This window comes from Stakelama marina (assembly GCF_018122655.1).
GTDB lineage: Bacteria > Pseudomonadota > Alphaproteobacteria > Sphingomonadales > Sphingomonadaceae > Sphingomonas > Sphingomonas marina.
This window is the reverse complement of record NZ_JAGRQC010000005.1, coordinates 34,238-56,650: the sequence shown is the minus strand read 5'-3', so window position 1 is coordinate 56,650 and position 22,413 is coordinate 34,238. Positions and strand designations below refer to the sequence as shown.

Sequence of the window (22,413 nt, the reverse complement as noted above, 5' to 3'; positions counted from 1 at the left end):
TAGCCCTCCTATTCAGTCCAGGATGATCGACGCCGGTTGCGACTGGCCGTTCGAACCGATCTGCCGCACCGTCACGCGGGCCGGGCCAGATCCGCGTTCGGCGGCCGACAGGGTCAGTTCGGGCTGGCCGGTCTCGATGACGATGCTGTCATCGTCCGCTCGCTCGACCGTGACGGCATAGCGCTCCGCCTCCTCGCCGAGCGCCGCGTCGACGCCGTCGATCCAGCGCCAGCCGATCCGGCTGCGCCGTACCCAGCGCACCACCACCAAACCGTCCGCACCGTTCATGGCGTTCAGATGAACCGGCGACGGAGGTACGATCGACCTCCCCGTGATCGCGACATCGACATGCGCGGGATCGGGAACATCGCCGACACCTGATGCCTCGACCTCGACGACATTTCCCGTCGTTCCACTCGCGAGGCTCATCGTGATCACACTATCCTTGGCGAGCAGAACAAAGGCATCTCCCACCTGCTGCGCCCCAATGGCGCCCTCGGTTCCCCGCCGTCCCCGCCAGAGCGCCGTCAGCCGCCACCGCCGCGCCCCGATCTGCTCGGCGCGTCCGAACTGGATCAGTTCATCCCCCAGCATCGCCAGATTGGCGCCGCCATCGAGCTCGGCCATGTCCGCCTGCCCGAGCACCATCGAATCGTGCGCCAGCTCGACCTCGACGGAATTGGTCCGATCTTCGATCGCCGCCACGGCTGTGCCGGGCGGTGTCACGATCGTCCCGATCACCGCAGGCAGCGCCGTCCCTCCGGCCGGGCGCCAGCTCGCGCCGCCATCCTCGCTTATGAGCAGCGCCGAGCGGCGCCATCCCGCGCCCTCTCCCGCCGCCGCCACCGCCAATACCGGGGCGGAGTGCAGGCTGTCGTCGAGCAGCGGCAGTTCGAATGCCGCCAGCACCGTCCGCCCGATCAGCGCATCGGGTGCGCCGAGCACGCGTCCCGGGCTCGCGATAGCGACAGGCGGGGGATAGCCGATCGGCGCAAGGTCGAGCACCAATAGCATTGCCTCGAGCGACCAATCGACGACCCGCCACAGCGCCGCCTCCCCAGCGATGCGCACACGCGCACCCGGTCCGATGCCGATCGAGTCCCAGGGCACCGCGACACGCCGGTGCAGTCGTTCGGCATCGGCGCGGCCGAGCGCCGCCTCGGCCACCGCCTTCGCCGACGCCGCGTTCAGTGCCGCCGGAAGGTCGAGCGCCGCGATGGCGCGACCGCCGCCGGGCCGAACCGCGCGCTGGATGCCGGCCTGATAATCGCGCGCCGGATCATAATGCCGGACCGATACGATGTCGGGGACCGTATCGGCGGCCGCGATCTTTCTCTCGCGCGTGGCCGCCTCCGCTCCGGGCGGCCGCGCGCCGTCGTCGCTCAGCGTCACGGCAGCGCCGCGTCCGCTCGACATCGTCAGTCCGTTCGCGCCACCTGCAAACCAGCAACCGCCCGCCTCGGCGAGCATCTCGATCACTGTCCGATCATCGGACCCATAGGCCGAAAAGCCGCTTAAGCGCAGCCCGCCGTTTCCGACGACCTCACCCCCGGTCAGGCTGCCCGCTATCGCACCGATATCGACATCGCCGCCATCGGCCTCGACCTCGAAGGTCAGCGACGGGATGCGGTTGCCGAAATCGGCAAGCTGCAAATCCTCGAAGACGGCATATGCCGCTCCGCGATGCGCGGGCGTCACCGCTGCACCCTCCAGCGACGCAATCAACGGATCGACCGGCTGATCCTCGCCGCCGCCATGCAAGCGGAACGCGCCAACCCTGCTCTTGAAATCACCACCTGCGCCGCGCAGCAGCTTGCCATCGGCCCAGATGCGTTTGACGTTCAGGATCGCCCGGGCCGACAGCAGCACCGCGAACGACGCCGAATAGCTGTAGCGTGTCGTCTCCGGCTGGCCCTTGCCGCCGCTCTCGGTGCTCCGCGCCTCGATCAGGTCGGTCGACCAGATCACCGTACCGGCCACGCGCATCGTGCCGAACAGCTTGGGGATCGGCGCACCATAGGACGATGTCTGAACCGCCAGTTCGGTAAGTCGCGGCCCCTCCCGCCGCTTCGGAGCGAAAAGCACGTCGCGGTCGATCGCGCGTCCCAGCGCCGCGCCGATCGCACCGCCGATCGGCCCACCAATGACGCTACCCGCCGCCGTCAGAACCAGCGTCGCCATACTCCTCTCCCCTTTCGCGCAATCGCCAGCAGCCGATCAGCGGCCAAGGCACCTCTCCCGGTCGCTCGACCACGCGCCGCGCCGATGCGTCGGCATGGACGATGCCGTCATCCGTCACGATCGCCAGATGCAACTGTCCCGGCCCCGGACGCAGCAGCAGCACATCACCCGGCACAGGTCGCTCGCCGGGCACCAACCCCGCCGCTGCCATCCACCGGCAAGCCCGCGTGGCATCACCGCTGCGCAGCGCATAGCCTTGCGGAATCTCCGCCAGCACCCCGCCGCCGCGCAGCGCCCATGCCGCCAGTCCGACGCAATCGAGCCCACGCACCGGATCGCGCCCGTGCAACCGGAACGGGCTTCCCACCGCGCCGCGCGCCGCCTCCACGACGCGCTCTGCACGGGTCATGCGCCGGGATAGCGCGTCAGCAGGTCGATGCCCGGCAGATATGGCTCGCCCCGAAAATTGATCGCATTTGCAAAGCGCTCGACACAGGTCGAAAGCTGCTTGTCACATCCCTCGATCGTCTCGACCAGCGCCCCCGCCCCGTCGAACCGCGGCGGACGACGCAGCGTAAGCACCGCGCCGTCGGACGCGGCGATCGCATCGTCGAGCCCGGCATTGGCGCCCGAGAACCAGCGCAGGACGCCGCAGCCATAGGCATTGGCTGCCGCTTCCGCGCGGTCGAGCACCACCGTCACATCTTCCACCGACACCACCCGGGTAAATCGCCGCCGCTCCGCCATCGCGACGCGACACCGGCTGTCACCCAGCTCAGCGCGGCAGGCGGGCGAAGTTTCCTCGACCACGGCGCGGTTCAGCCGCGCCGTCGTCCCGCGAAGCTCCACGGTGAAGGCGCCCTCGCGCATCTCGACATTGCCGATCGTCCCGCGCCCGATCTCGATCGTCTCGTCAGGCGATTCCCAATCGAGCGCGAACAGCGTCACGCGCGCGCCGTCCCAGCGACCGGCAAGCAGATCCGCCTCCGCGATCGCACCATGGCCCAGCGCACCGCTGACATCCATCGTATCGACATCCAGCCCCGCGCTGCGTTTCACCGCCGACGGCGTCATCCCCGGCGCCGCACGATAGGTCAGGCCGCCGACCATCAGGTCGCGGTCATGCGCGGTCAGCCCGATCGTCACCCCGTCGCGCCGGTCGAGCCTCCAGCACAATGTCATCGTCGTCAGCGCGCCCGCCAGCCAGTCAGCCATCACCGCCCTCGCGAATCTCGATCAGCGGGACCGATGGCGCGGCTCCGGCCATGAAGGTCGCGCGGTTGACCGACAGGCTGTCCTCGGCAAAGCGCACCGGCACGTCGAAGCGGAACCCCGCCGTCACCGCCGCCCCCTCGCCCGGCGGATCGTCGAGCAGCAGCCGGCCTTCGCTTTCCAGTGTGAAGCCGTGCGTCTCGATACCATCGACCGCGATCCGGACGCTGCCCGCCACCGGCCGCGTGATCCGCCGCACTGTTTCGCCATAGCGCTTGGCAAGCATGAACCGCACGGCAACTCCGTCGCCCGTTCCGATCGGCTGGTCGGTCGGCGACACGGCATCGCCGTCGCCCGACGCCCAATCGAACGGATCGCGCAATCGAAACCCCCGCGCCGGTCCAAGCCGCGCACGGAAGAAGGCGAGCAGCGCGGCAATATCCTCTTCCGACCGCACCCCCGGTCCGACATCGTAGCGCGTCCGCGCCGACGACCAGTCGGCATTGCGCTTCTCCGCCCCGCCCGCGCTCGTCACGATCGCCGTGGACACCTCTGGAGCAACTTCCGCCTCGCGTCCCAGCGCCAGCGGAAACAGCACATCGTCGAACGCTTGCACGTCTGTCTCCTCGTCGAAATGCAGATATCCGTCGCGCATCACCTGCGGCAGCGCCCAGACGAAGGTCGCGGCAACCCCGCGAGCCCGCCCCGCCTCGGCGGCGGCATCGATCGCGCGCCACTGCCCGGCATCTTCTGCGCGCAGCACGAAGCCTGAAAAATAATGCTGTTCCTGCGGCGGATAGCCCAGCCGCGCCTCGGCCGCCGCGACACCGCGTGCGGTCGCGGCGCCATTGCCCGTCGCCGCCCAGTCGTAATCTTCGAGCTGAAGGATATCGAACGCGGGACGCTGCCATCCCAGCGGCAGGTTCGCGCGCTTCAGCTCAGGTGCCTGCGCATCGAGCACGGTCGGTAGATAGGCGAGCAGCAACACCTCCGCCCCCGATGCTTCTTCGCGTACCGCATCGCACAGCGCGGCGGTCGATGCCGCCAACAGCTCGCCCGCCCGGTCTAGCAGATCGGTCTCCGCTTGCGACAATGGCGCGCGCACGTTCGCGATGACCGGCGGATCGCCACCGAATGCCGCCTTGGCCGCTGCATCGTATAGGCAAGGCCGCCCGTCGGCCATTACCCACCACCACGGCTCACCGACCTGGAACCGCACCGCCAGCCCCGCATCGCGCCCGATCGCGACGAATGCGCGCGCCACGCTGCGCAGATATCCCATCGCCCCGTCATGCGCCGGCGACAGCAACGCCGATGGCGGCTGCCACCCCGTATGTGCTGGCGATCCGTCGGCCGCGCGCTGCTTCCAGTCGTTCCAGCAATGCTGGTCGAGCAGTTCGTAGGACAGCGACCAGATCAGCCCGTATCCCAGCGCCGCCGCGCGCTCGGCGAAATCGCGGTGCCACGCCGCGCACGGCGCATTCAGCACCCCACCCGCCAGACTTATATAATAGCCGCCATATAGCGCCTCGAGCCGGAAATAATGGCTCATCCCGACATAGTGGTTGATCGACCCGCGATAGCCGAGGTGCAGCGCGTTCCGCAGCAACCGCTCGGGCGTCATGTGATAGCTGTCGTCATAACCGGTTGCGATCGACAGCCCGTGTTCGGGCATCACCCCATCGCCGATCGCCAACACCGCGCCCGGCCCCTCGCAGACAATCTCCGTCAGCTCGGCCCATGCCTCGACCGGCGCCACCAGCGCATTTTCATCGCCCTCGGCATAATCGGGCGACACCAGCGACACGAACATCCGGTCGACATCGCCCGCCCAGACCGGATCGGCCTCGCCCGGCAACAGATAGCCGCCATCGACATTCGCAAAGTCGATGGCGACCGCCGCATCCTCGCCCGTCCCGCTCGCATAGTTCCACAGCCGCACATACCAGGATCGCGCCGCGCCGCCCTGATCGCGGCCCTCGATCGTCAGCACCGCCCCCGCCACGCTGTCGAGCGCCGCGAGCCCCGACGACCGCCAGCGAAACGACAGTCGGCATCCGCGAAAGTCGCGGTCGGTGGCATAGGCGAGCAGCGGATGGTCGTCGGCATCTTCCGCCGCCCAGATCAGCCCCGCCAGATCGCCCTTGCGATAAAAGGTGCAATCGACGCGCAAGCCGCCGGGCGCGGTGGTGACGACGCTCGCCATCATCGGCCGCGGGAAATTGACCGTCCAGAAGGCCGGGTCGAAGCGAGAGACCACCCCCTCGCGCTGCCCGGCACGCGCCGCCATCAGCGAATAGCCCAAGATTCCCTCTCCCCTCGGGGAGAGGGCAAGGGAGAGGGGCAGTCTCTGCCCCCAACGCGCCCGCTCCCCCGTAAAATGCCGTTACTCCACCCCCGCCAGCGCCGCCTTCACCGCGCGCGCCACCTGCCGGCTGGACCGGGCGAGCGCCTTGGACGTCTCGCCACCACCGCTGTTGATCGTGATCGCCACCCGCACGTCGCGCGCCGCGCCGCCCTGCTGCGCCGGCGCGATGCTTCCGCTCGCCGTCGGCACGAACAGCTCGGGTCCGCTCTCACCGACCCAATAGGGTCGCGCGGGCGACACCGGCCCGCCCGTCGCGCGACCGGGTGCGCCCACCACCGCGCCCAGCAGCGACGACAGGATGCCGCCGCCCCCGCCCGACCTGCCGAACAGCGCATCGAGCCCCGAATTGAGCGCGCTCGTCGCGATCGTATCGAGCACCCCCGTCGCCACGCGCTCGAGATCCTGAAAGCCCAGCTTGCCGGTCCGCAGCGCGCGCGACAGCGCGGTTTCCAGCGACCGCCCGGCTCGTCCGACCCCGTCGGCGAACGGCCCGTCCAGCGACTGCCGCATCGTATCGACGTCGCGGGCAAAGCCTTGCGTATCGGCCCGCACGCTGACGATCAGCCGTTCGATTTCCTCATCCATCGGGAAACATCTCCTGCAATCGGTCGATCGCCGCCCGGTCGATCCCCTCGCCCGCATCGCCGCGCAGCGCGCCTACCAGCGCGCCCAGTTCGGCAGGCGTCGCCGCCCAGAAGGCATCGGGCGACCATCCGAACATCACCCCGGCGACGCCGGCCAGCCGCGCGGCGGCGTCAGCAAACCGCGCGTCCATCACCGCCCCGCCAATATCTGCCCCAGCAGCAGCTTCAGCACCGGCGTCGCCGCCGCCAGACCCTGCGCCGCAACCGCTTCTCCGAAGTCATCGCGGCTCAGCCCCTCGGGCCGTTCGCGCAGGCAGTGCCAGAACAGCGCCACCATCTCGCTCAGCGCCAGCCGCCCCGCCGCCGCCCGCTCGACGAGTGCGAACAGCGGCCCCAGTTCCTCCTCCGCCGCGACCAGCGCGGCAAAGCTCGGGCGCAGCACGACCTGCTCGCCGCCCACGCGGATCGCCGCCTCGCCCCGCGCGGGGTTTGCGCCAGATCCCCCCTCCCCGGTGGGGAGAGGGTCAGCACGGCGGGCAGTCGCACCAGCCACCCCCATCACGCCGCCACCACCGGTCCGGAGCTTTCCAGGCTCAGCGTGTAGTTGCGCTCGCCATTATAATCCCCGGCATAATCAAGCCGCGTGACAAGGAACTTGCCCGTCATCGTCTCGCCGCTCTCGAAGCTCAGCCGGTAATCGTCGAGCACGCCCGACAGCGCATTCGCCTTCACGCGGCCCTCGGCAGCAGATCCGGTGAACACCCCTGCCCCCGATATGCTTACCGACCGCACACCCGCGCCCGACAGCAATTCGCGCCAACCGCCCGAATCCTTCGACGTGATCGCCACCATCTCGCCGCCCACCGACATCTGCGTGGTCCGTAGGCCCGCCACGGTGGCAAAGCCCACCGGATCGCCGCCATCGCCCACCTTCAGCAGAAAGGCGCTGCCCTTCTCCGCCGCCATCGCGCATCTCCTCGTTCGTGTTGAAAATCTCAGTTGAGCCGCAACAGCCGCACGCGTGCCTCGACCGATCCGGTCCAGCGCTCGCGCCCGGCGCGCACCACCCGGCTTTTCAGCGGCTGCACCGTCACGATCCGCCAGCCCTCGCCCAGGTCGCGCGGCATGTCGCTCAGCGCATCGCGAATGGCATCGCACAGCGCGCGCACCCGCACCGGTCGTTCGCCCGAATCCTCGGCGAGTACCAGCACCCGCCCCTCGCGCCCGGCAATGTCCTTCGCGCCCCAATCGGCGAGCACCGTTTCCTCGACCAGCACGAACGGCCACGCGGCGCGCGGCGGCGGCGCGTCGAACACGCCCGTCACCGTGCCGCCCACCTCGGGCGCGCCCGACAGCGCCGTCACCAGCGCCGCCTGCAAAAGGCTCCGTACGCTCATCGCAACATCCCCCCGATCCAGCGCAGCGCAGGATCGCCCAGCCTCCGCCGCCAGACCCCGCGCCCGCTCAGCACCACGTCATCGCCCTCGCGCGCCACGCGCACGCCCGGCGCCGCCTCGCGAACCGCCGCCGCGATCTCGCGCGCCTTTCTGTCCACCGCCCGCGCGCCGGCCTTGCGCCCGCGCCCTGTCAGCCGCGCCATCATGCCCGTACCGCGTGGTTCAGCCGCATCCGCCGATATGGCCGCCACAGCGCCGTTACCGCCGCCGGCGGCGTTGCCCCCACACCGTCGGCCGCTTGCCGCAAATGCGCCGCCAGCATCACCACGCCCTGCCGCACCGGTTCCGGCAGGCTCGCCCAGTCGCTTGCGACGCCCGCTTGATAGGCAACCGACACGCGCCCCGCCGATCCGGGCTGCATCACCCGCACCCAGCCGATGCCGTTGCCATCGATATCGATCGCATAGCTGCTCGCCGTCAGCACGAAGGCTGCGCCGTCCGCCGGCAAGCCCTGCACCTCGCCGATCGTCGTCACCGGCATCATGTCCAGCGCCGACCACGCCCCGGACACCGGGATCACGTCACGAAAATCCCTCGCGATCAACGCCATCCCCAGAAACGCCTCGCCCAATCCAAGCGCGGTCTCGACAAGCGTCGCCAGCACCGCGTCGCTGTCGCCGCTGCTGCGCAGCCACTCGCGTAATTCGCCCAGTGCCGCCGCGCGATCGGCGTCGTCCAGCACCACCGCTCCGCCACGTGCCGGTCTCAATCCCATCGCCCTGTCCCCCAGCCAATCCGGCAACAAAAAGGGGCGCCGGACCTGCTCCGACGCCCCCACATCCGTCCCGACCGATCAGGCCGCGGCGAACTTCATCAGCTTGATCGCTTCCGAATTCGACACCATCCCGCCGACGCGCTTGGTCGCGTAGAAATGGACGAACGGCTTGTTCGAATAGGGGTCGCGCAGGATCTGCGTGTCGCCGCGCTCGGCGATCAGATAGCCCGCTTTGAAGTTACCGAACGCCACCGACAGCGATCCGGAGCCGATGTCGGGCATGTCCTCGGCCTCGACCACCGGATAGCCGAGCAGCGTCGCCGGCTGCCCCGCCGCCAGGCTCGGCTGCCACAGGAACGCACCGTCCGCGGTCTTCATCTTGCGGATGCGTGCCAGCACCGAAGAGTTCATCACGAACGCCGCGCCCTGCCGGTACGGGCTGCGCAGGCTCTGGACGAGGTCGATCAGCGCCGCGTCGGGATCGCTGCCGAAATCGCCATCGGCACCGCTCGCGACATATTGCAGCGTGCCGAAGCTGCGCGTCGCATCGCCCGCGCTGTCGACCGGCGACTGGAGGAACCCCTTGGGCCGGTTGACGCCCGATCCGCTGACGAACGCCGCCCCCTCGGCCTGCGCGAACTCCATCGCCACCTCGCCCGCCAGCCACTGTTCGACGTCGAACGCGGCATCGTCGAGCATCGCCTGGCTCGCCGCCGGATTGGCATAGAGCTCGCCCATCGGCGGCGCGATTTCGTTGAAGACCGGCGTATCAGTCTCGGGCCGCCCGGCGGTCTCGGCGGTCCAGCCCGACGGCGTGCCTCCGCTCGCCACCAGCTTGCGATATCCCGCCGATCCGACGCGCACGACATTGGCGATACTGCGAATGGGCGAGATGCTCTTCAGCGTCGCATCGATCGCCTGATCGATCTCCTGCGGCACGGCATAGCCGCCCTCGGCTCCGCTCGCCCCCGACATCGCCTTCATCTCGAGCGCGCCCGCACCCGATCGCAGGAAGCTACCGAACGCATCGCCGCCCGGCTCACCGCCGCCCATCAGCATCGGCCGCGGCGTGCGCACGCCCTTCGCCTCTTCCTCGGCAAAGCTCGCCTCGAGCACGCCCATATCCGTATCGCTCATATATTATTCTCCCATTTTTCCTCTCCCGCCTGCGGGAGGGGATACGAAGCCTCGGCGGCGCAGCCGCCTAGGCGAAGTTGGAGAGGGCAGCCCCGCCACCCCCGACCACCGCATGCACCCGCGCCAGCGGCTGCATCGGTTGCGCCACCAGGCTCACCTCGATCAGGTCGAGCCCGACTAGTTCCCGGTATGTTCCTCGGCGTATCGCCCGCGCGCGGTATCCGAAGCTCAGCCCCGTCACCGCGCCGCGCTGTACCAGCCGCCCGAGCTTCGCCTCGTCGACCGCTCCGATCACGCGCAGCCCGCGCGCATCCTCGCCCAGCACGGAAATCCGCCCGACCGGCTTGCCCTTATGCTGCCACAAGAGCGGCACCTCGCGCCCGGCCCCCGCAAACGCCCCGCGCCGCACCACATCGCCGCCGCGATCCGGCGCATCGAACACCGCCGCATAACCGGCAAAGCGCACATATCCTCCCCGGCACGGGGAGGGGGACCGTCCGCAGGACGGTGGAGGGGGACCGCCGCGAAACACTAGCTCAGCCATCACTTCACCCATCCCCCGAACCCCAGCCGCACCGCCAGCCCGACCAGCACCAGTGCCAGCCCCATCCGCACGATCCAGCCGATCAGCGCCTTCACCACCGACTTCTTGGCATCGCGCCACGCGCCCAGCAGCTCGCGCAGCTCGGCCATATCCTTCGCCGCCGCCGAATCCTCGAGCCCCAGCCGCTTCAGCGCCCGCGCCGCGCCCAGTTCACCCGCTTCCTCGACGATCGCGCGCAGCGTCACCAGGTCCGCGCCCTCGTCCTCGGCCTGGTCCAGCAACTGCGCCAATACCGGCTCGTTGGTCATCACAACCTCCTTGCCCGATCGCGGTCACGTGCCTACGCAGCAGCGCATGCGCCCCTCGACCGGCAAAATCCTGTTCATGGCTCTCGCGGTGCTCGCCGCGCTGCTTGCCTGGCTCTGGTGGTCGGACGCGGTCTTCGACTATAAATGCGAGCGTGCAGGCGGCATCTGGGACGCCGACGCCCGCGTCTGCCGCATCCCCGTCAATCCAGACCAAGGATCGCACGTTTCTCGCTGGGTGTGAGGAACTCCGCCCCCGAAACCTGCACCCACAACCGCTCGCGGTCCTCGGCCAGCGCCGGCACGCGGTCGAGGTCGACCGACAGCGCCGCATCCGCGAACCACGGCGACAACCCCTGGCGCAGCGCCCCCAGTATCTTGTCGGCCAGCGGCAGGATCGCCAGCCGCCACAGCGCGCGGTTCGCCTCGCGATAATTGGCGTACGTATTGTCGCCCGGCAGCCCCAGCAGCATCGGCGGCACACCGAACGCCAGCGCGATCTCGCGCGCCGCCGCCGCCTTCAGCCCGACGAAATCCATGTCCGCCGGCGTCATCGACATCGCCTGCCAGCGAAGCCCGCCCTCGAGCAGCATCGGCCGCCCGGCATTGGCGGCACCCGCGAACGCCCCGTCCATCTCGGCGCGCAGCCGCTCGAACTGGTCGCCCGACAGCGTCGCTCCGTCGCCGGGGTCATAGACCAGCGCCCCGCTCGGCCGCGCGGCATTGTCGAGCAGCGCCTTGTTCCACTTCGCCGCGGCATTGTGGATCGCCACCGCCCCCGCCGCCGCGCCCAGGCAGCCGAGCCCATAATGATCGTCGACCGGATTGAACGCGCGGACATGCACCACCGCCGACCGGCCGCCCGCATCCTCGCTTGCCAGCCGCGTCACCCGCTCGCCGACGCGGTAGCGATAGGCGACCGGCCATCCGCCCGCATCGGGCTCGACCGTCACCCGTTCGGGGCGCAGCGCGAACAGCTCCGCCACCCCGCCCGCGCCGTCGCCGAGCAGCTGCACATAGGCATTGCCGTGGAGTAGCAGGTGCGACGCCACCGTCTCGAGCAGCGCCTGCCCGCCCGACGTCGCCGTCACCAGCGCGCGCAGGCCGTCATCCGCCACCGCCAGCGGCGCCCCGCCGACCCCCTCGGCGACCAGCCGCACCGCCCGCTGCGCCACCGCGTTGCCGATATAGGCCTCGCGCACCTGCGCCTCGTAACTGCGCGGCCACTCGCCGATCAGCGGAACCGTCCCGCTCCGCGACAACACCGGACGCGCACCATCGCGCCCGGCCGATTTCCGACCGAACCATTTCATGCAAGTTCTCCAAGAATCCGGACCCGCGGACCCCGTTCGCTTCGAGCGAAATCGAGAAGCGCCGCCGCCCGCTAGCCCCGCTTCCCCGCCAGCCAGATCACATGCCGCGGCCCCTTGCCGCTCGCCCGCGCCCGCACCACCCGCTCATCGACCGCGAACCCCGCCGCCTTCAGACGCCGCGCAAACGCCGCATCGGGCGCCGCCGACCAGACCGCCAGCACCCCGCCCGGTGTCAGCGCCGCCTTCGCCGCGGCCAGCCCGGCATCCGAATACAGCCCGTCATTGCCCGCGCGCACGATCCCGTCGGGCCCGTTGTCGACATCGAGCAGGATCGCATCATAGCGCCCGCGCCCCTTGCCGATCACGCGCCCGACATCGTCGATCGCCACGCGCACGCGCGGATCGTCGAGGCACCCGGCGGCAAGCTCGGCCATCGGCCCGCGTGCCCACTCGATGATCTTGGGAACCAGCTCGGCGACCACGACCTCGGCATCGCTGCCCAGCTCGCCCAGCGCCTTTCTGAGCGTGAAACCCATGCCATATCCGCCGATCAGCCAGCGCTGGCCCTTGCGCCCGCGCAACCGCTCGGCGGTCAGCGTGCTCAGCGCCTCTTCGGACCCGCTCATCCGGCTGTTCATCAGCTCGTTGCGGTCCATGACGATCATGAAGTCGCCGCCGCGCCGGAACAGCCGCAGCGGCTCGCCGCCCGGCACCTCGGCAGTGTCGATCAGCTCGCGCGGCGTCATTCCGCGATCTCCGGCCAGCGAAAGTCGATCCGCGTCTCGCCCGTCGCATTACCCTCGCCGTCGAAGCGCCGCTCCGCGATCACGCCGTTTCCGTCCGCATCCACCGTCACCACCGTCGAACAGCGCGTGCCATATACCGGATTGCGAATGAAGATCGGCGACGCCACCGGCTCGCGCTCGCCCGCTTCATCCTCCCCTTCTACCATCCCGCGCGGCGGCGTCTCGTCCGCCAGTACATCGAACAGCGCACCGGTATCCCCGCTCCCCGCCTCGATCCACCCGGCGAGCGCCCGCTCCAGCTTCGCCGTCTTCGGCCAGGGCGCGTCCATCACGCCATTGGACAGTCCGTGCATCCCCGGTGCCAGCGGTTTGACCAGCGCCTCGGGCCGATTGGTCATCAGGTGCGCGTGCCCGCCATCGACCGCGATCAGACTGAACGGATTATACGCCTCCGGCCGCACCGTCAGCGCTGCCCCGCTCCCGTCCGTCAGCATGTCCGTCACCAGCGCCCCGCGCGACAGCTTCGCCGGGTCGGGGCCGTCGGGATTGCGCACATTGGTAACGACCGCGAACCGCCCGCGCTCCTCGACACCCAGCCACGTCCCGCCACCCATCACATCGCGCCCGGCAATCACCCCGGGCGCATCCTCCCACCGCGCCAGCGCCAGCGCCTCGCGCGAATGCAATTCGTCACGATTCCCCACGGCCACCAGCCGCCATTCCGGATGCGTCCGCCACGCCAGCGCCAATACACACATGGCGCCCGCCATAGCCGCGCGAGGGACAAACGGGAACAACAGGTAAATAGCAATTTGCGGCCTTCATCGACGCAGGGCATCATCTCTCTATGAACACGCTGATCATGCCGGCAGTCCTATCGCTGCTGTCGGTTTCGCTGCCTCCGGCGCAAACTTCCCAGCCAAAGAGCGGTTGCGAAGAGGCGGACATCACGACGATCGGACAACTGAACACCGCGTTAAGTGAGAAGGCTGTGGAAATAATGAAACTGGCTTCCAAGCCGGGCAACGAGCCACGATTGCGGCAGGTCGTCGACGCGAACGCAACATTTTCGCTTGGCGCCGGCGATGTCGGACGTCCGATGGGCAAATCGCTTGCTGGTGCACGTGCCATGGCGTCGGACATGCAAGCTGACAGCTATCGCTTCCAGCTGTGGTCGTCGATACCAACGCCTATCGATAACCCGTGCGGTCGCCATGAAGTCACCGTAGAGTTTATCGATAAGAAAAACGCTTTCAGCTACCCAATCAAATTCACCTTTCTGGGCGGGCGGCTAATCGACGCCTCGGGTTGGCTAACTCGGTTTCAGAGCGGATCGATGGAGAGAACAGTAAAGTCGGTCGATACCAACTAGCTTACATCACCCGCACCGCCGCGCTCCCCTGCCGCTTCAGCATCAATTCGCTCAGCGCCCAGACCAGCGCATCGGCCCGGTCGGGCGAACGCCCCGGCCCCTCATAGCCGCCGCCCGCGACCAGCCCGCACATCTCGTCCTCCAGCGCCGGAAACGCGCCGACATGGCTTACCTTGCCGCCTTCGTAGAGCGCCGCCACCGGCTCGGCCCGCGCCGACTTCCCCCGGCTGGCATGGACCAGCTTCAGCGGCAGGTCGGTGTCCGCCGCCATCAGCACGCTGCGCACCATGTCGCCGCCATTGTTCGCCTCGGCCACCACGCGGTCGGCGCCTGCCCTGACCGCGCATGCCGCCGCCGCGCGCGCCCATCCTTCGGGCGAGGTCGCCGCCACGCTCGCATCCTCGATCACATAGGCGAAGCCGTCGCGCCCCAGCGCCACCGCGACGATCCCGCACGAATCGCCCTGGCTGCCCGCGGGCGGATCGACGCCGACCACGACGCGCCGCACCGCCGGCCGCTCGCGCACCCGTGCCGCCTCGATCAGCGCTCTCGTCCACAGCGCCCCCGCGACATCCTCGATCAGCTCGCCGTCCAGCTCCTGCCGCCCGATCCGCGTGCCGCCATAACTCTCGCGCATCGCGTCGAGAAAAGCATCGGGCAGCAACCGGTTCTCATCGGTCCGCCCGCGCACCACCACCGTGCCCGCCTGCGCCATCAGCTCGCGCAACAGCGGGATCGGCCGCGGCGTCGTCGTCACCAGCGCGCGCGGATGCTCGCCCAGCCGCAGCGCCATCTGCAAATTGCGCCACGCCTCGCCGGCATAGGCCCATTTGGCGATCTCGTCGCACCAGGCATGGCTGAACTGCGGCCCGCGCAGGCCGTCGGGACTCTCGCCCGAATAGATCGCGGCCTGCGCGCCGCTCGCCCACACCAGCCGCCCCTTCGACGCTTCGAAACGCGGCGCGTCCTCCTCGCCCGCACAGGCCATGATCCCGCTCTCGCCCTCGATCATCACCGCGCGCACATCGGCCCGCGTCGCACCGACCAGCGCGATCCGCGCCTTGCCGTCCTTCGCCAGCGCGCGCACCCATTCGGCGCCGGTGCGCGTCTTGCCGAAACCGCGCCCCGCCAGCATCAGCCACACTCGCCAGTCGCCCGGCGGCGGCAATTGCCGCGGATCGGCCCATAGGCTCCAATCGAACAGCGCCGCGCGCCAGTCGCGCGTCTGCCGCTCGAACCGCTTGCGATCGCCATTGGCGATCTCGGCTGCGCGCGACCTCATTCGTCGCCATCGTCGCTCTGGTCGGTCAGCCGGTCGAGCCGCCGCAGCACCTCCACCTTCGCCGCCGCATCGGTGATCGTGCGCATCGCCGGGCCGCGCGCTTCGCCGCCATGCAGCCGGTCGTATACCTCGGGCCGTCTTGCCTTCAGCAGGAACATCGCCAGCTGGTCCGAATAGCTGCGGACATTGCCGACGATCTCGCCGCGATAATAAACCGGCTTTTCCACCCCGAAGCGCGCCCGTTCGATCAGCTGCGCCTCGACCTCGTCGAGCGCTTCGTCCATCGCCGCGTCCCAGTCGCGGGCGAATTTCGCCTGCTTTGCCCGGTGCGTGTAGAGCGTCGACGTCGCCAGCCCGGCCTCGCGCGCGGCGCGGCTGACAATGCCGGTCTGCCGCAACACCTCAAGAAAGCACGCCTTGCGCACCGCCAGCGACGGGCGTTTCACCTGCCGCCGCACCCGCTTGCCCCGCGTCCCCGCCATCGCATCCCCCCGGATACAGAATGGGGCCGAAGCGCCTCACCAGCGCCCGGCCCCGACTCGCAATTCGTCAGCGTTCCTCTTATGTACCTAAACAGCGTGACGATGTCAAGCAGTTTTTGCCTATTTGGTTATCCTGGGATTCGCTAGTGTCAGCGGTCCTGATCGCGCTGCGGCTTTTGCGACTTTTGGGCCTTGTCGCCCTGCTGGCGCTGCTGCTTGTTCTGCTGCCGCTCCATCCCTTGCTGGCGTTCCTGGTCCTGTTGTCCACGACCCTGACCGCCCTGCTTGTTCCGGTTGGCCATCACTCTTCTCCTGAAAGCCCCTCACAACCGGGGGGCTCAGGGTAAAACCCGCAACTGCTGCAAGGCGATGCTCGGTTGGTCGCAAAATGCCTCGCTCCGGCGCAGCTTTCGTGGGGAGCGCGCTACAGCCTGGCGCGCACGAGCCGCGATTTGGGGATCAGGCGGCTCGGGCGCAGCATGATGACGAGCACGCCCGACGCCGCGATCACCGCGCCCGCCACCAGGAACGGCCCGACCGGATCATCGGTCAGCCATGCGCCCAGCGCGATCGTCATCATCGGCGTCATCAGCGTCAGCGGCGCGATCAGGTTCGCGTCATAGTCCTTCAGCATCTTGAAATAGGCAGTGTGCGCCAGCACCGACACGATCACCGCCGAAAACAGCAGCGCCGCGACGAATGGCCACCCTGCCGCGACCGACGCGTGGACCTGCTGCGATTCGGTCGCGAAGCTCAGCGGAAACAGCACCACCGTCGATGTCAGCCCGGCCCATGCCTGCAATCGCCGCGGCGAAACGTCGATCCGTTTCAGGAGCACCGACCCCCAGGCGCCGAGTGCTGCCGACAGGCCGACGAAGATCAGGCCGAACGATCCCTGCATTCCCGAAGGCGACGCGATCGCAACGCCGACGCCCAGAAAGGTCAGCCCGATGCCCACGCCGCGCTTCCATCCGATCACCTCTTTCAGGATCAGGATCGCGAATACCACGGTCAGCGGGGCGCCGAGCAGGTTGACGACCGCCGCCGATGCCGGGCTCGAATATCGCAGCCCCAGGAACAACAGCGCGAAGGCGCCCCCGCTCACCGACAGCGTCACGATGGCGATGCGCAGCAGATTGGCAGGGATCGGGCGCAACCACGGGAACAGCACCGCCAGTACCACCAGCGACCGCGCGGCGGCATAGAACATCGGCGGCACGCCCATCGTGTCGATCACCACCTTGCTGACCACGACGTTCAGCGCCCAGACAAAACAGATGATCGTCAGCAGGATGAACGAACGAGCCGGCATCGCGCATGCCCTATCAGATAGTTGGGTTCAGGTCAGCTTCGCGCCACCGCGTCCCAGGCGTCCGCCTCGTCCTCGCGGCGATTATGCTGCACGAACTCGCTGGTGGCCCCCGTCGCCGGATCGACGTCGATGCTCGCATCGTACAGAAAGGTCGCGTTGCCGGTGATCGACACCATCCCGCCAGCGTCCGGCGCATCGGCGCGCGCACGGACCAGCCCGCCGCGATTATGCACGGTGATCTCGCGCCCGAACGCCACCCGCCCGGTCAGCCCGGCGGCAAAGGTCGATGCCGCCATCGCGCTCCCGCAGCTATCGGTCAGCCCGACGCCGCGCTCATAGGTTCTGACGAACAGCCCGTCATCGCGCAGCGCGACGAAACTCACATTGATGCGCCCGGGCACCAGCGCCGGTCCCGCCTCGCACCAGTCGCCCAGCGCCACCAGCTCGGCCTCGTCGACCGCTTCGACGAACGCGATTAGATGCGGATTGGGGATGGCGAGCGCGGTGAAACGCCGCTCGCTCGGCAATCCCTCGACCGTCATGTCGACGACGCGCTCGGCATCGACCTTCAGACCGACCGACGCCGGATCGGTCGCCACCGGCCCAGCTCGTGTCGTGATCGATTCGACCCCCGGCGCGATTTCCTCGGCGCGCTCGGCATGCGCATCGCTCGTTTTCAGCCGGATCTGGGCTGCGTCCAGCCCCGTCACCTCGAATCCCAGCCGCGCGGTGCAGCGCAGGCCGTTCAGGCACGTCTCCGCCTCGCTGCCGTCCGAATTGAACATCCGCATCCCGAACGGGTGCGCATCGTCACCAGCGGTCAGCAGCAGCAGTCCGTCGCCGCCGACCGGCCCCTCGCGATCGGCCAGCGCGCGCGCCACCGTCGCCCATTGCGCATCGTCCAGCGAAATCGCCCGCGCGTCGATCAGCGGGAAATCATTGCCCGAACCATGGCATTTGATGAACGCGAATCGCATGCTCCGCCCCTAACCCTCCTTGTCGCGTCGCGCACCTTCAAATCGCACATCGCGACTGCGAACTTTGCGCGCTCCGCGGCTTGTGCAACAACACCGCGCCAGTGCCGGAGCCAGCGTGACCGCCTTTCTTCTCATCCTCATCGGCGCCCTGTTCGCCGCGCTGCTACGCCTGCAGCGCCGTGTCAGACGCCTCGAACAGCGCATCGACGCCGCACGGCCAACGTCCGCCGCGACGGAGCCGGAGAAAGCCCCCGCCGCACCGCGCCGCGTCCAACCGCAGCGCGAGACCGCGCCAAAGCTGCCCAAATCGCCGCGTCCTCGATTCAATTTCGAAACGCTGATCGGTGGCCGCCTGCCGATCTGGATCGGCGGTACTGCACTCGTCTTCGCAGGCTTTTTCCTTGTTCGCTATACAGTCGAAATCGGCCTGCTCGGCCCCGGCGTGCGCACCGCACTCGCCGGGCTGTTCGCACTGGCGCTGATCGCGGCGAGCGAGGCGTCGCACCGCCTTGCGCTGTTTCGCGAAGATCCGCGCGTCGGCCAGGCGCTTTCGGGTGCGGGCGTGGCGTCGGCCTATGCCACGCTCTACATGGCCGCTGCGCTCTATCATCTGGTCGCGCCGCTCTCCGCCTTCATCGTCATGCTGGCGATCACCGCGCTCGCGCTGTTCCTCGCGCTGCGCCACGGGCCGCCGACCGCGATCATGGCGCTCGTCGGCGGGTTCGCAGCGCCGCTGGTCGCCGGTTTCGACGCCGCCGGACTCGCGCCGCTCCTCGTCTATCTGGCATTGATGATCGCCGCGCTGTTCGGCCTCGCTATCCGGCGCGGCTGGGCCTGGCTCGCGCTTGCCGCCTGCGCCGCCGGATTCGCCTGGGCAAATTTCCTGCTCTTCATGCTCGCCGACAACCGGATGGCGGGCGTCGGCGCATTCGTCGTGCTGCTTGCCATCGGCGCCTCGGTTTCGCTTCCGCAAGGCGGTTCGCTGCCTGTCTGGGTGCGGATCGCGCCGCTGGTCGCCGGTCTCGCCCAGCTGATCCTGTTCGCCCCCGCGCTTGATTTCGATCTGCTCGCATGGGCGCTCTACCTGACGCTCGCCGCCGCCGCAGTCGCGCTGGCATGGCGCGATGCGTGCTATCTGCCGGGCGTTTCGGCCGCGCTGCTGCTCGTTCTCCTCCTCACCGCCGCGGCGCTGATCCACGCAGAGCGCAGCATCACGCCCTATGCGGTCGCGGTGGCAACGGTGCTGTTCGCAGTCCCCGGGCACCTCCATGCGCGCCGACATCGCCAATGGGCGCTCGTCGCGCTCGGCGGCACCGCGTTGCCGATCACCACGCTCTACGCCTTCGCCGACGGGCTTTTCACGCCCGCGATCTGGGCCGCCCTCTTCCTCGTCGCCGCGCTGGCATGTGCGGCACGCAGCGTTCACGACCACGATCGCACGGGCCAGCGCGATCCCGGCCTGATCGGCGGCGCGGCGCTGGCGGCCGCACTGTTCGTGCTCGGCACCACCCAGTTGCTTGGCTTCGCCTGGGCAGGCGTCCCACTCGCCATCGCCATGGACGCGCTCGCGGCATGGGCGCACCGCACCGGCGACGGCGATGTCGCCAAGCTCCCCGCGCTCGCCTTCCTGGCCAGCCTGTTCTGCGCCTTCGTCCCGCTGAGCGGCTTTTCCGATCTGATCGCGCGCTCGATCATGGGCGAGTTGCTCCCCTATCCGATGCTGCCCTCGCTCGGGGCGGTCGCCCGCGCACTGGCCGTCCCGTCGGCCACCGCCATAGCGATCGCGCTTGCCGATCGCCGCCAGTTCGCGCGCTTCCGCGCCGCAACGCTCACCGCCGCGATCACGCTTGCGCTGCTCGCGCTCTATGCGTTCGCCAAGCAGCCGTTCGCCATCGCCACAACGACGCGCTTCGAAGCCGTCGGCTTCCTCGAACGCGCGATCATCACGCAGGCCTGTCTCGGCGCTGGCTGGGCCTTGCTCCGGTCCGGCCGCGCGGCATCGCTCGGCCGGACGCTCCTGCTGCTGGGCGCGCTGCGCTTTGTGTGGTTCGACTGCCTGATCGCCAACCCCGCGCTGGTCGCACAATGGGTCGGCCCGCTTCCGCTTTTCAATCTCGCCGTCGCCGACGCCGGGCTGACCGCCTTGTGGTTCTGGACGTTGCCGCCCGGCATCACCACCCGCCGCACCGCCGCGCTCGTCACCATCCTCGCCATCCTCGCCGCCGTGCGTCAGGCCGCGCATGGTGCATTCCTGACCGGCCCGATCGGCATTGGCGAGAATTGGGGCTATTCGGCCGCGCTCCTCGCGCTTGCGCTCGGCTGGCTGTGGCGCGGCATTGCCGCCGGCCGACATGATCTGCGGCTGTTCGGCCTTGCGCTTCTCACCATCGTCACGCTCAAGGTGTTCCTGATCGACGCCTCCGCGCTCGAAGGGGTGCTGCGCATTCTCTCCTTCCTCGGCCTTGGCCTCGCACTCATCGGCATCGGCTGGGCCTATGGCCGCTTCCTAGCCGGGCCACAGCCTGCCGCCGTCCCGGACGCCTGACCCCTCTTCCCAAGCGCGAAGCCCTCGGCTAACCCCGCCCCATGTTGCGCCGCCTTTACGACTGGACGCTGGCGAAGGCGGGGCACCCGCATGCCGAACGCTGGCTGTTCCTCTTCGCCTTCATCGAATCGAGCTTCTTCCCGATCCCGCCGCATCCGCTGCTCGGGCTGATGTGCCTCGCCAACCCGAAGCGCGCGCTGCGCTTCGGCGCGATCTGCACGGTCGCATCGGTGCTGGGCGGGGTGTTCGGCTATGCGATCGGCTATTTCCTCTACGAAAGCGTGGGTCAGTCGCTGCTCGCAGCGCTCGGCCTGACCGAGAAATTCCCGGTCGCGGCCTGCTATCTGCGCGAATATGGCTGGCAGCTCATTCTCATAAAGGGTGCGACGCCGATCCCGTTCAAGCTGGTGACGATCACTGCCGGGTTCATCCACATGAACCTGTTCACCTTCATCTGGGCGAGCATTCTCAGCCGCGGATTTCAATTCATGGTGGTGGGGCTGCTTTTCCGCCTGTTCGGCGCATGGGCAAAGGCGTTTATCGAGAAATATCTCGCGCTGCTCACCATCGCGTTCGTCGTGCTGGTGGTCGGCGGGATCCTTCTCATCGGCCAGCTGGAGGGTGGTCACGGCGCGGGCGACCAGTGCAGCAAGGCGACGCTGGGCGCCCCGCGCTGATCGCCGACCGCCGGTCGAAGCCCCTCACCCGATCCGATAGAAATCCGCTACGCGGTCGAGCGCCAGCATCAGCACCAGCTTGCCCGCGCGCGCCGGCCAGCCGAGCGCCTTTTCCGCCGCCGGCAAGCCTTCGCCGGCGCACACCACGCGCCACAGCACGTCCTGCAAGCCCGGCCCCGCCGCCGCGAGCGCCGCGTCGAAGCGCTGCTTCGCCGAAAGCTGCGCGGTCGTCGGATCGCTCGCTTCGGGCGGTCCGCGCCTGCCCTTCGCCGCTGGAGATGCGTCCCAGCGCATCGTTACGCTCGGCCCCAGCGACGCGCGTTCGTAATCGTCGCGAAGCCGTTCGCCTGCATCATAGTGCCGCGCCGTAATCAACTTGCGCGAGCGGAGCCAGGACAGCGGCGATTCGGCCATGTTCACCGTCACGCTGCGCCCGCGCCGCGCGCCCTTCAGCGGCAGGTCGCGTCGCACGCCGCTATTGTCGATCGCCCGTTCCGCCAATTCGCGCATCGTCGCTCCCCACACCGTTCGATTCGCGACAGGGTTGCCAGATCGGCCCTGATGTAGGAAAGTGAAAAACCGATTTGGTTATTTCAGCGAGACTGCAACATGATTACCGCCATCCGCGAAGTCCGCCGCGCCAAGGGACTGACGCTGGAAGACGTCGCAAAACGCTGTGACCCGCCGACCACCGCGCAGACGATTGGTCGCCTCGAAACGGGAACGCGCACCGTATCGGTCAAATGGCTCAACCGCATCGCCGCCGCGCTGGACGTCGATGCCGCCGACCTCGTTCAGCTCCCCGACCGCCCCGACATCCCGGTCGCAGCGATCCTCGACGGCGCGAGCGCGGCGGCCCCGCGCCACCCGGCCAGCATCACCCCGCCCCATGCCGGTGCCGGGCTGGTCGCGGTCACCGTTGCGGGCGGCGCGGGCGATTATCGTTCCGGCGATGAAATCTGGTGCGAACGCCTCGCCCCCGATGCATTCGCCCAAGCGCTCAACCGCGACATCCTCGTCCCCCGCCCTGCCGGCCGCTTCGCCTTTGGTCGCCTGATCGGCCGCGACGACAACCGCCTGCATCTGCTGCCGCCGGGCGCCGGTGCGCGGCAACAGGTAATTACCGACCCGCCCTGGATCGCGTGCGCGGTACAGCTGGTGCGCCCGCTGTGATCCGCGCATTGGCCCTGGCGCTTGCCTGCGC

The 22,413-nt window shown here is 68.9% G+C and carries 28 protein-coding genes; 5 read left to right on the top strand and 23 right to left on the bottom strand.

The features are described 5' to 3' along the window. Positions 1-12 precede the first annotated feature (12 nt). The 14 genes from J7S20_RS15485 to J7S20_RS15420 form a co-directional block, all read right to left on the bottom strand. Positions 13-2,181, bottom strand: coding sequence for a phage tail protein (locus J7S20_RS15485; protein ID WP_284055156.1), 2,169 nt, complete (start codon positions 2,179-2,181; stop codon positions 13-15). Continuing rightward, on the bottom strand, positions 2,150-2,590 hold the full coding sequence (locus J7S20_RS15480; protein ID WP_284055155.1) for a peptidoglycan endopeptidase: 441 nt from the start codon (positions 2,588-2,590) through the stop codon (positions 2,150-2,152). Before J7S20_RS15480 ends, J7S20_RS15485 begins: the two co-directional genes overlap by 32 nt. Beyond that, positions 2,587-3,396: a DUF2163 domain-containing protein gene (locus J7S20_RS15475; protein WP_284055154.1), complete on the bottom strand. Its 810-nt coding sequence runs from the start codon at positions 3,394-3,396 to the stop codon at positions 2,587-2,589. The genes J7S20_RS15480 and J7S20_RS15475 overlap by 4 nt, the downstream gene beginning before the upstream one ends. After that, positions 3,389-5,698: a DUF2460 domain-containing protein gene (locus J7S20_RS15470; protein ID WP_430980960.1), complete on the bottom strand. Its 2,310-nt coding sequence runs from the start codon at positions 5,696-5,698 to the stop codon at positions 3,389-3,391. The genes J7S20_RS15475 and J7S20_RS15470 overlap by 8 nt, the downstream gene beginning before the upstream one ends. 81 nt (positions 5,699-5,779) lie before the next feature. Next, positions 5,780-6,346: a tail tape measure protein gene (locus J7S20_RS15465; RefSeq protein WP_284055153.1), complete on the bottom strand. Its 567-nt coding sequence runs from the start codon at positions 6,344-6,346 to the stop codon at positions 5,780-5,782. Then, complete coding sequence (locus J7S20_RS15460) at positions 6,339-6,536, bottom strand: phage tail assembly chaperone (RefSeq protein WP_284055152.1); 198 nt, start codon at positions 6,534-6,536, stop codon at positions 6,339-6,341. Before J7S20_RS15460 ends, J7S20_RS15465 begins: the two co-directional genes overlap by 8 nt. Further along, on the bottom strand, positions 6,536-6,904 hold the full coding sequence (locus J7S20_RS15455) for a gene transfer agent family protein (RefSeq protein ID WP_430980959.1): 369 nt from the start codon (positions 6,902-6,904) through the stop codon (positions 6,536-6,538). The genes J7S20_RS15460 and J7S20_RS15455 overlap by 1 nt, the downstream gene beginning before the upstream one ends. Beyond that, positions 6,904-7,311 carry a phage major tail protein, TP901-1 family gene (locus J7S20_RS15450; RefSeq protein WP_284055150.1) on the bottom strand — a complete coding sequence of 136 codons (408 nt, stop codon included), beginning with the start codon at positions 7,309-7,311 and terminating at the stop codon, positions 6,904-6,906. The genes J7S20_RS15455 and J7S20_RS15450 overlap by 1 nt, the downstream gene beginning before the upstream one ends. A gap of 29 nt (positions 7,312-7,340) precedes the next feature. Further along, positions 7,341-7,742, bottom strand: a complete 402-nt coding sequence (locus J7S20_RS15445) for a DUF3168 domain-containing protein (RefSeq protein ID WP_284055149.1) — start codon at positions 7,740-7,742, stop codon at positions 7,341-7,343. Further along, the gene (locus tag J7S20_RS15440) at positions 7,739-7,945 is read right to left on the bottom strand and encodes a hypothetical protein (RefSeq protein ID WP_284055148.1); all 207 of its coding nucleotides are present in this window, start codon (positions 7,943-7,945) and stop codon (positions 7,739-7,741) included. The genes J7S20_RS15445 and J7S20_RS15440 overlap by 4 nt, the downstream gene beginning before the upstream one ends. Beyond that, entirely contained in the window at positions 7,945-8,517 is a 573-nt protein-coding gene (locus J7S20_RS15435; protein WP_284055147.1) for a head-tail connector protein, read from the bottom strand. The genes J7S20_RS15440 and J7S20_RS15435 overlap by 1 nt, the downstream gene beginning before the upstream one ends. Before the next feature lie 78 nt (positions 8,518-8,595). Further along, positions 8,596-9,654, bottom strand: a complete 1,059-nt coding sequence (locus J7S20_RS15430) for a phage major capsid protein (RefSeq protein ID WP_284055146.1) — start codon at positions 9,652-9,654, stop codon at positions 8,596-8,598. 67 nt (positions 9,655-9,721) lie between these two features. Continuing rightward, positions 9,722-10,198 carry an HK97 family phage prohead protease gene (locus J7S20_RS15425; protein WP_284055145.1) on the bottom strand — a complete coding sequence of 159 codons (477 nt, stop codon included), beginning with the start codon at positions 10,196-10,198 and terminating at the stop codon, positions 9,722-9,724. After that, the gene (locus J7S20_RS15420) at positions 10,198-10,506 is read right to left on the bottom strand and encodes a DUF6127 family protein (protein WP_284055144.1); all 309 of its coding nucleotides are present in this window, start codon (positions 10,504-10,506) and stop codon (positions 10,198-10,200) included. The genes J7S20_RS15425 and J7S20_RS15420 overlap by 1 nt, the downstream gene beginning before the upstream one ends. Before the next feature lie 46 nt (positions 10,507-10,552). Between J7S20_RS15420 and J7S20_RS15415 the strand changes: the two genes are divergently transcribed. Further along, positions 10,553-10,747, top strand: coding sequence for a hypothetical protein (locus tag J7S20_RS15415; protein ID WP_284055143.1), 195 nt, complete (start codon positions 10,553-10,555; stop codon positions 10,745-10,747). Here the strand turns inward: J7S20_RS15415 and J7S20_RS15410 are convergent. The 3 genes from J7S20_RS15410 to J7S20_RS15400 form a co-directional block, all read right to left on the bottom strand. Next, the gene (locus J7S20_RS15410) at positions 10,707-11,816 is read right to left on the bottom strand and encodes a phage portal protein (RefSeq protein ID WP_284055142.1); all 1,110 of its coding nucleotides are present in this window, start codon (positions 11,814-11,816) and stop codon (positions 10,707-10,709) included. The genes J7S20_RS15415 and J7S20_RS15410 overlap by 41 nt on opposite strands. 71 nt (positions 11,817-11,887) lie before the next feature. Beyond that, positions 11,888-12,562, bottom strand: a complete 675-nt coding sequence (locus J7S20_RS15405) for a spermine/spermidine synthase domain-containing protein (protein ID WP_284055141.1) — start codon at positions 12,560-12,562, stop codon at positions 11,888-11,890. Next, positions 12,559-13,332, bottom strand: coding sequence for an NRDE family protein (locus J7S20_RS15400; RefSeq protein ID WP_347709245.1), 774 nt, complete (start codon positions 13,330-13,332; stop codon positions 12,559-12,561). The genes J7S20_RS15405 and J7S20_RS15400 overlap by 4 nt, the downstream gene beginning before the upstream one ends. Before the next feature lie 77 nt (positions 13,333-13,409). On the opposite strand from J7S20_RS15400, the gene J7S20_RS15395 reads away from it, so the two are divergent. Then, positions 13,410-13,934 (top strand): hypothetical protein, encoded by a 525-nt coding sequence (locus J7S20_RS15395; RefSeq protein ID WP_284055140.1) that lies wholly within the window; start codon positions 13,410-13,412, stop codon positions 13,932-13,934. A 1-nt stretch (position 13,935) separates the two neighbouring features. Here the strand turns inward: J7S20_RS15395 and J7S20_RS15390 are convergent, their stop codons facing one another. The 5 genes from J7S20_RS15390 to dapF all read right to left on the bottom strand — a co-directional run bounded on the left by J7S20_RS15390 (position 13,936) and on the right by dapF (position 17,987). Next, complete coding sequence (locus J7S20_RS15390) at positions 13,936-15,216, bottom strand: DNA-packaging protein (protein WP_284055139.1); 1,281 nt, start codon at positions 15,214-15,216, stop codon at positions 13,936-13,938. After that, positions 15,213-15,698: a hypothetical protein gene (locus J7S20_RS15385; RefSeq protein ID WP_284055138.1), complete on the bottom strand. Its 486-nt coding sequence runs from the start codon at positions 15,696-15,698 to the stop codon at positions 15,213-15,215. Before J7S20_RS15385 ends, J7S20_RS15390 begins: the two co-directional genes overlap by 4 nt. A 149-nt stretch (positions 15,699-15,847) precedes the next feature. Then, positions 15,848-16,000 (bottom strand): hypothetical protein, encoded by a 153-nt coding sequence (locus J7S20_RS15380; protein WP_284055137.1) that lies wholly within the window; start codon positions 15,998-16,000, stop codon positions 15,848-15,850. A gap of 122 nt (positions 16,001-16,122) precedes the next feature. Then, a complete protein-coding gene (locus J7S20_RS15375) occupies positions 16,123-17,010 on the bottom strand; it encodes a DMT family transporter (RefSeq protein ID WP_284055136.1) in 888 nt (295 codons plus the stop codon). Positions 17,011-17,042: 32 nt separating this feature from the next. Beyond that, positions 17,043-17,987 carry a diaminopimelate epimerase gene (gene dapF / locus J7S20_RS15370; protein ID WP_284055135.1) on the bottom strand — a complete coding sequence of 315 codons (945 nt, stop codon included), beginning with the start codon at positions 17,985-17,987 and terminating at the stop codon, positions 17,043-17,045. A 115-nt stretch (positions 17,988-18,102) separates the two neighbouring features. Here dapF and J7S20_RS15365 point away from each other — a divergent pair, with 115 nt between their 5' ends. Beyond that, the gene (locus J7S20_RS15365) at positions 18,103-20,532 is read left to right on the top strand and encodes a DUF2339 domain-containing protein (protein ID WP_284055134.1); all 2,430 of its coding nucleotides are present in this window, start codon (positions 18,103-18,105) and stop codon (positions 20,530-20,532) included. A 41-nt stretch (positions 20,533-20,573) separates the two neighbouring features. Further along, positions 20,574-21,209: a YqaA family protein gene (locus J7S20_RS15360; protein ID WP_284055133.1), complete on the top strand. Its 636-nt coding sequence runs from the start codon at positions 20,574-20,576 to the stop codon at positions 21,207-21,209. A gap of 24 nt (positions 21,210-21,233) precedes the next feature. Here the strand turns inward: J7S20_RS15360 and J7S20_RS15355 are convergent, their stop codons facing one another. Next, the gene (locus tag J7S20_RS15355; protein WP_284055132.1) at positions 21,234-21,719 is read right to left on the bottom strand and encodes a DUF6456 domain-containing protein; all 486 of its coding nucleotides are present in this window, start codon (positions 21,717-21,719) and stop codon (positions 21,234-21,236) included. Between the two features lie 99 nt (positions 21,720-21,818). On the opposite strand from J7S20_RS15355, the gene J7S20_RS15350 reads away from it, so the two are divergent. Continuing rightward, on the top strand, positions 21,819-22,382 hold the full coding sequence (locus J7S20_RS15350) for a helix-turn-helix domain-containing protein (protein ID WP_284055131.1): 564 nt from the start codon (positions 21,819-21,821) through the stop codon (positions 22,380-22,382). Positions 22,383-22,413: the final 31 nt, after the last annotated feature.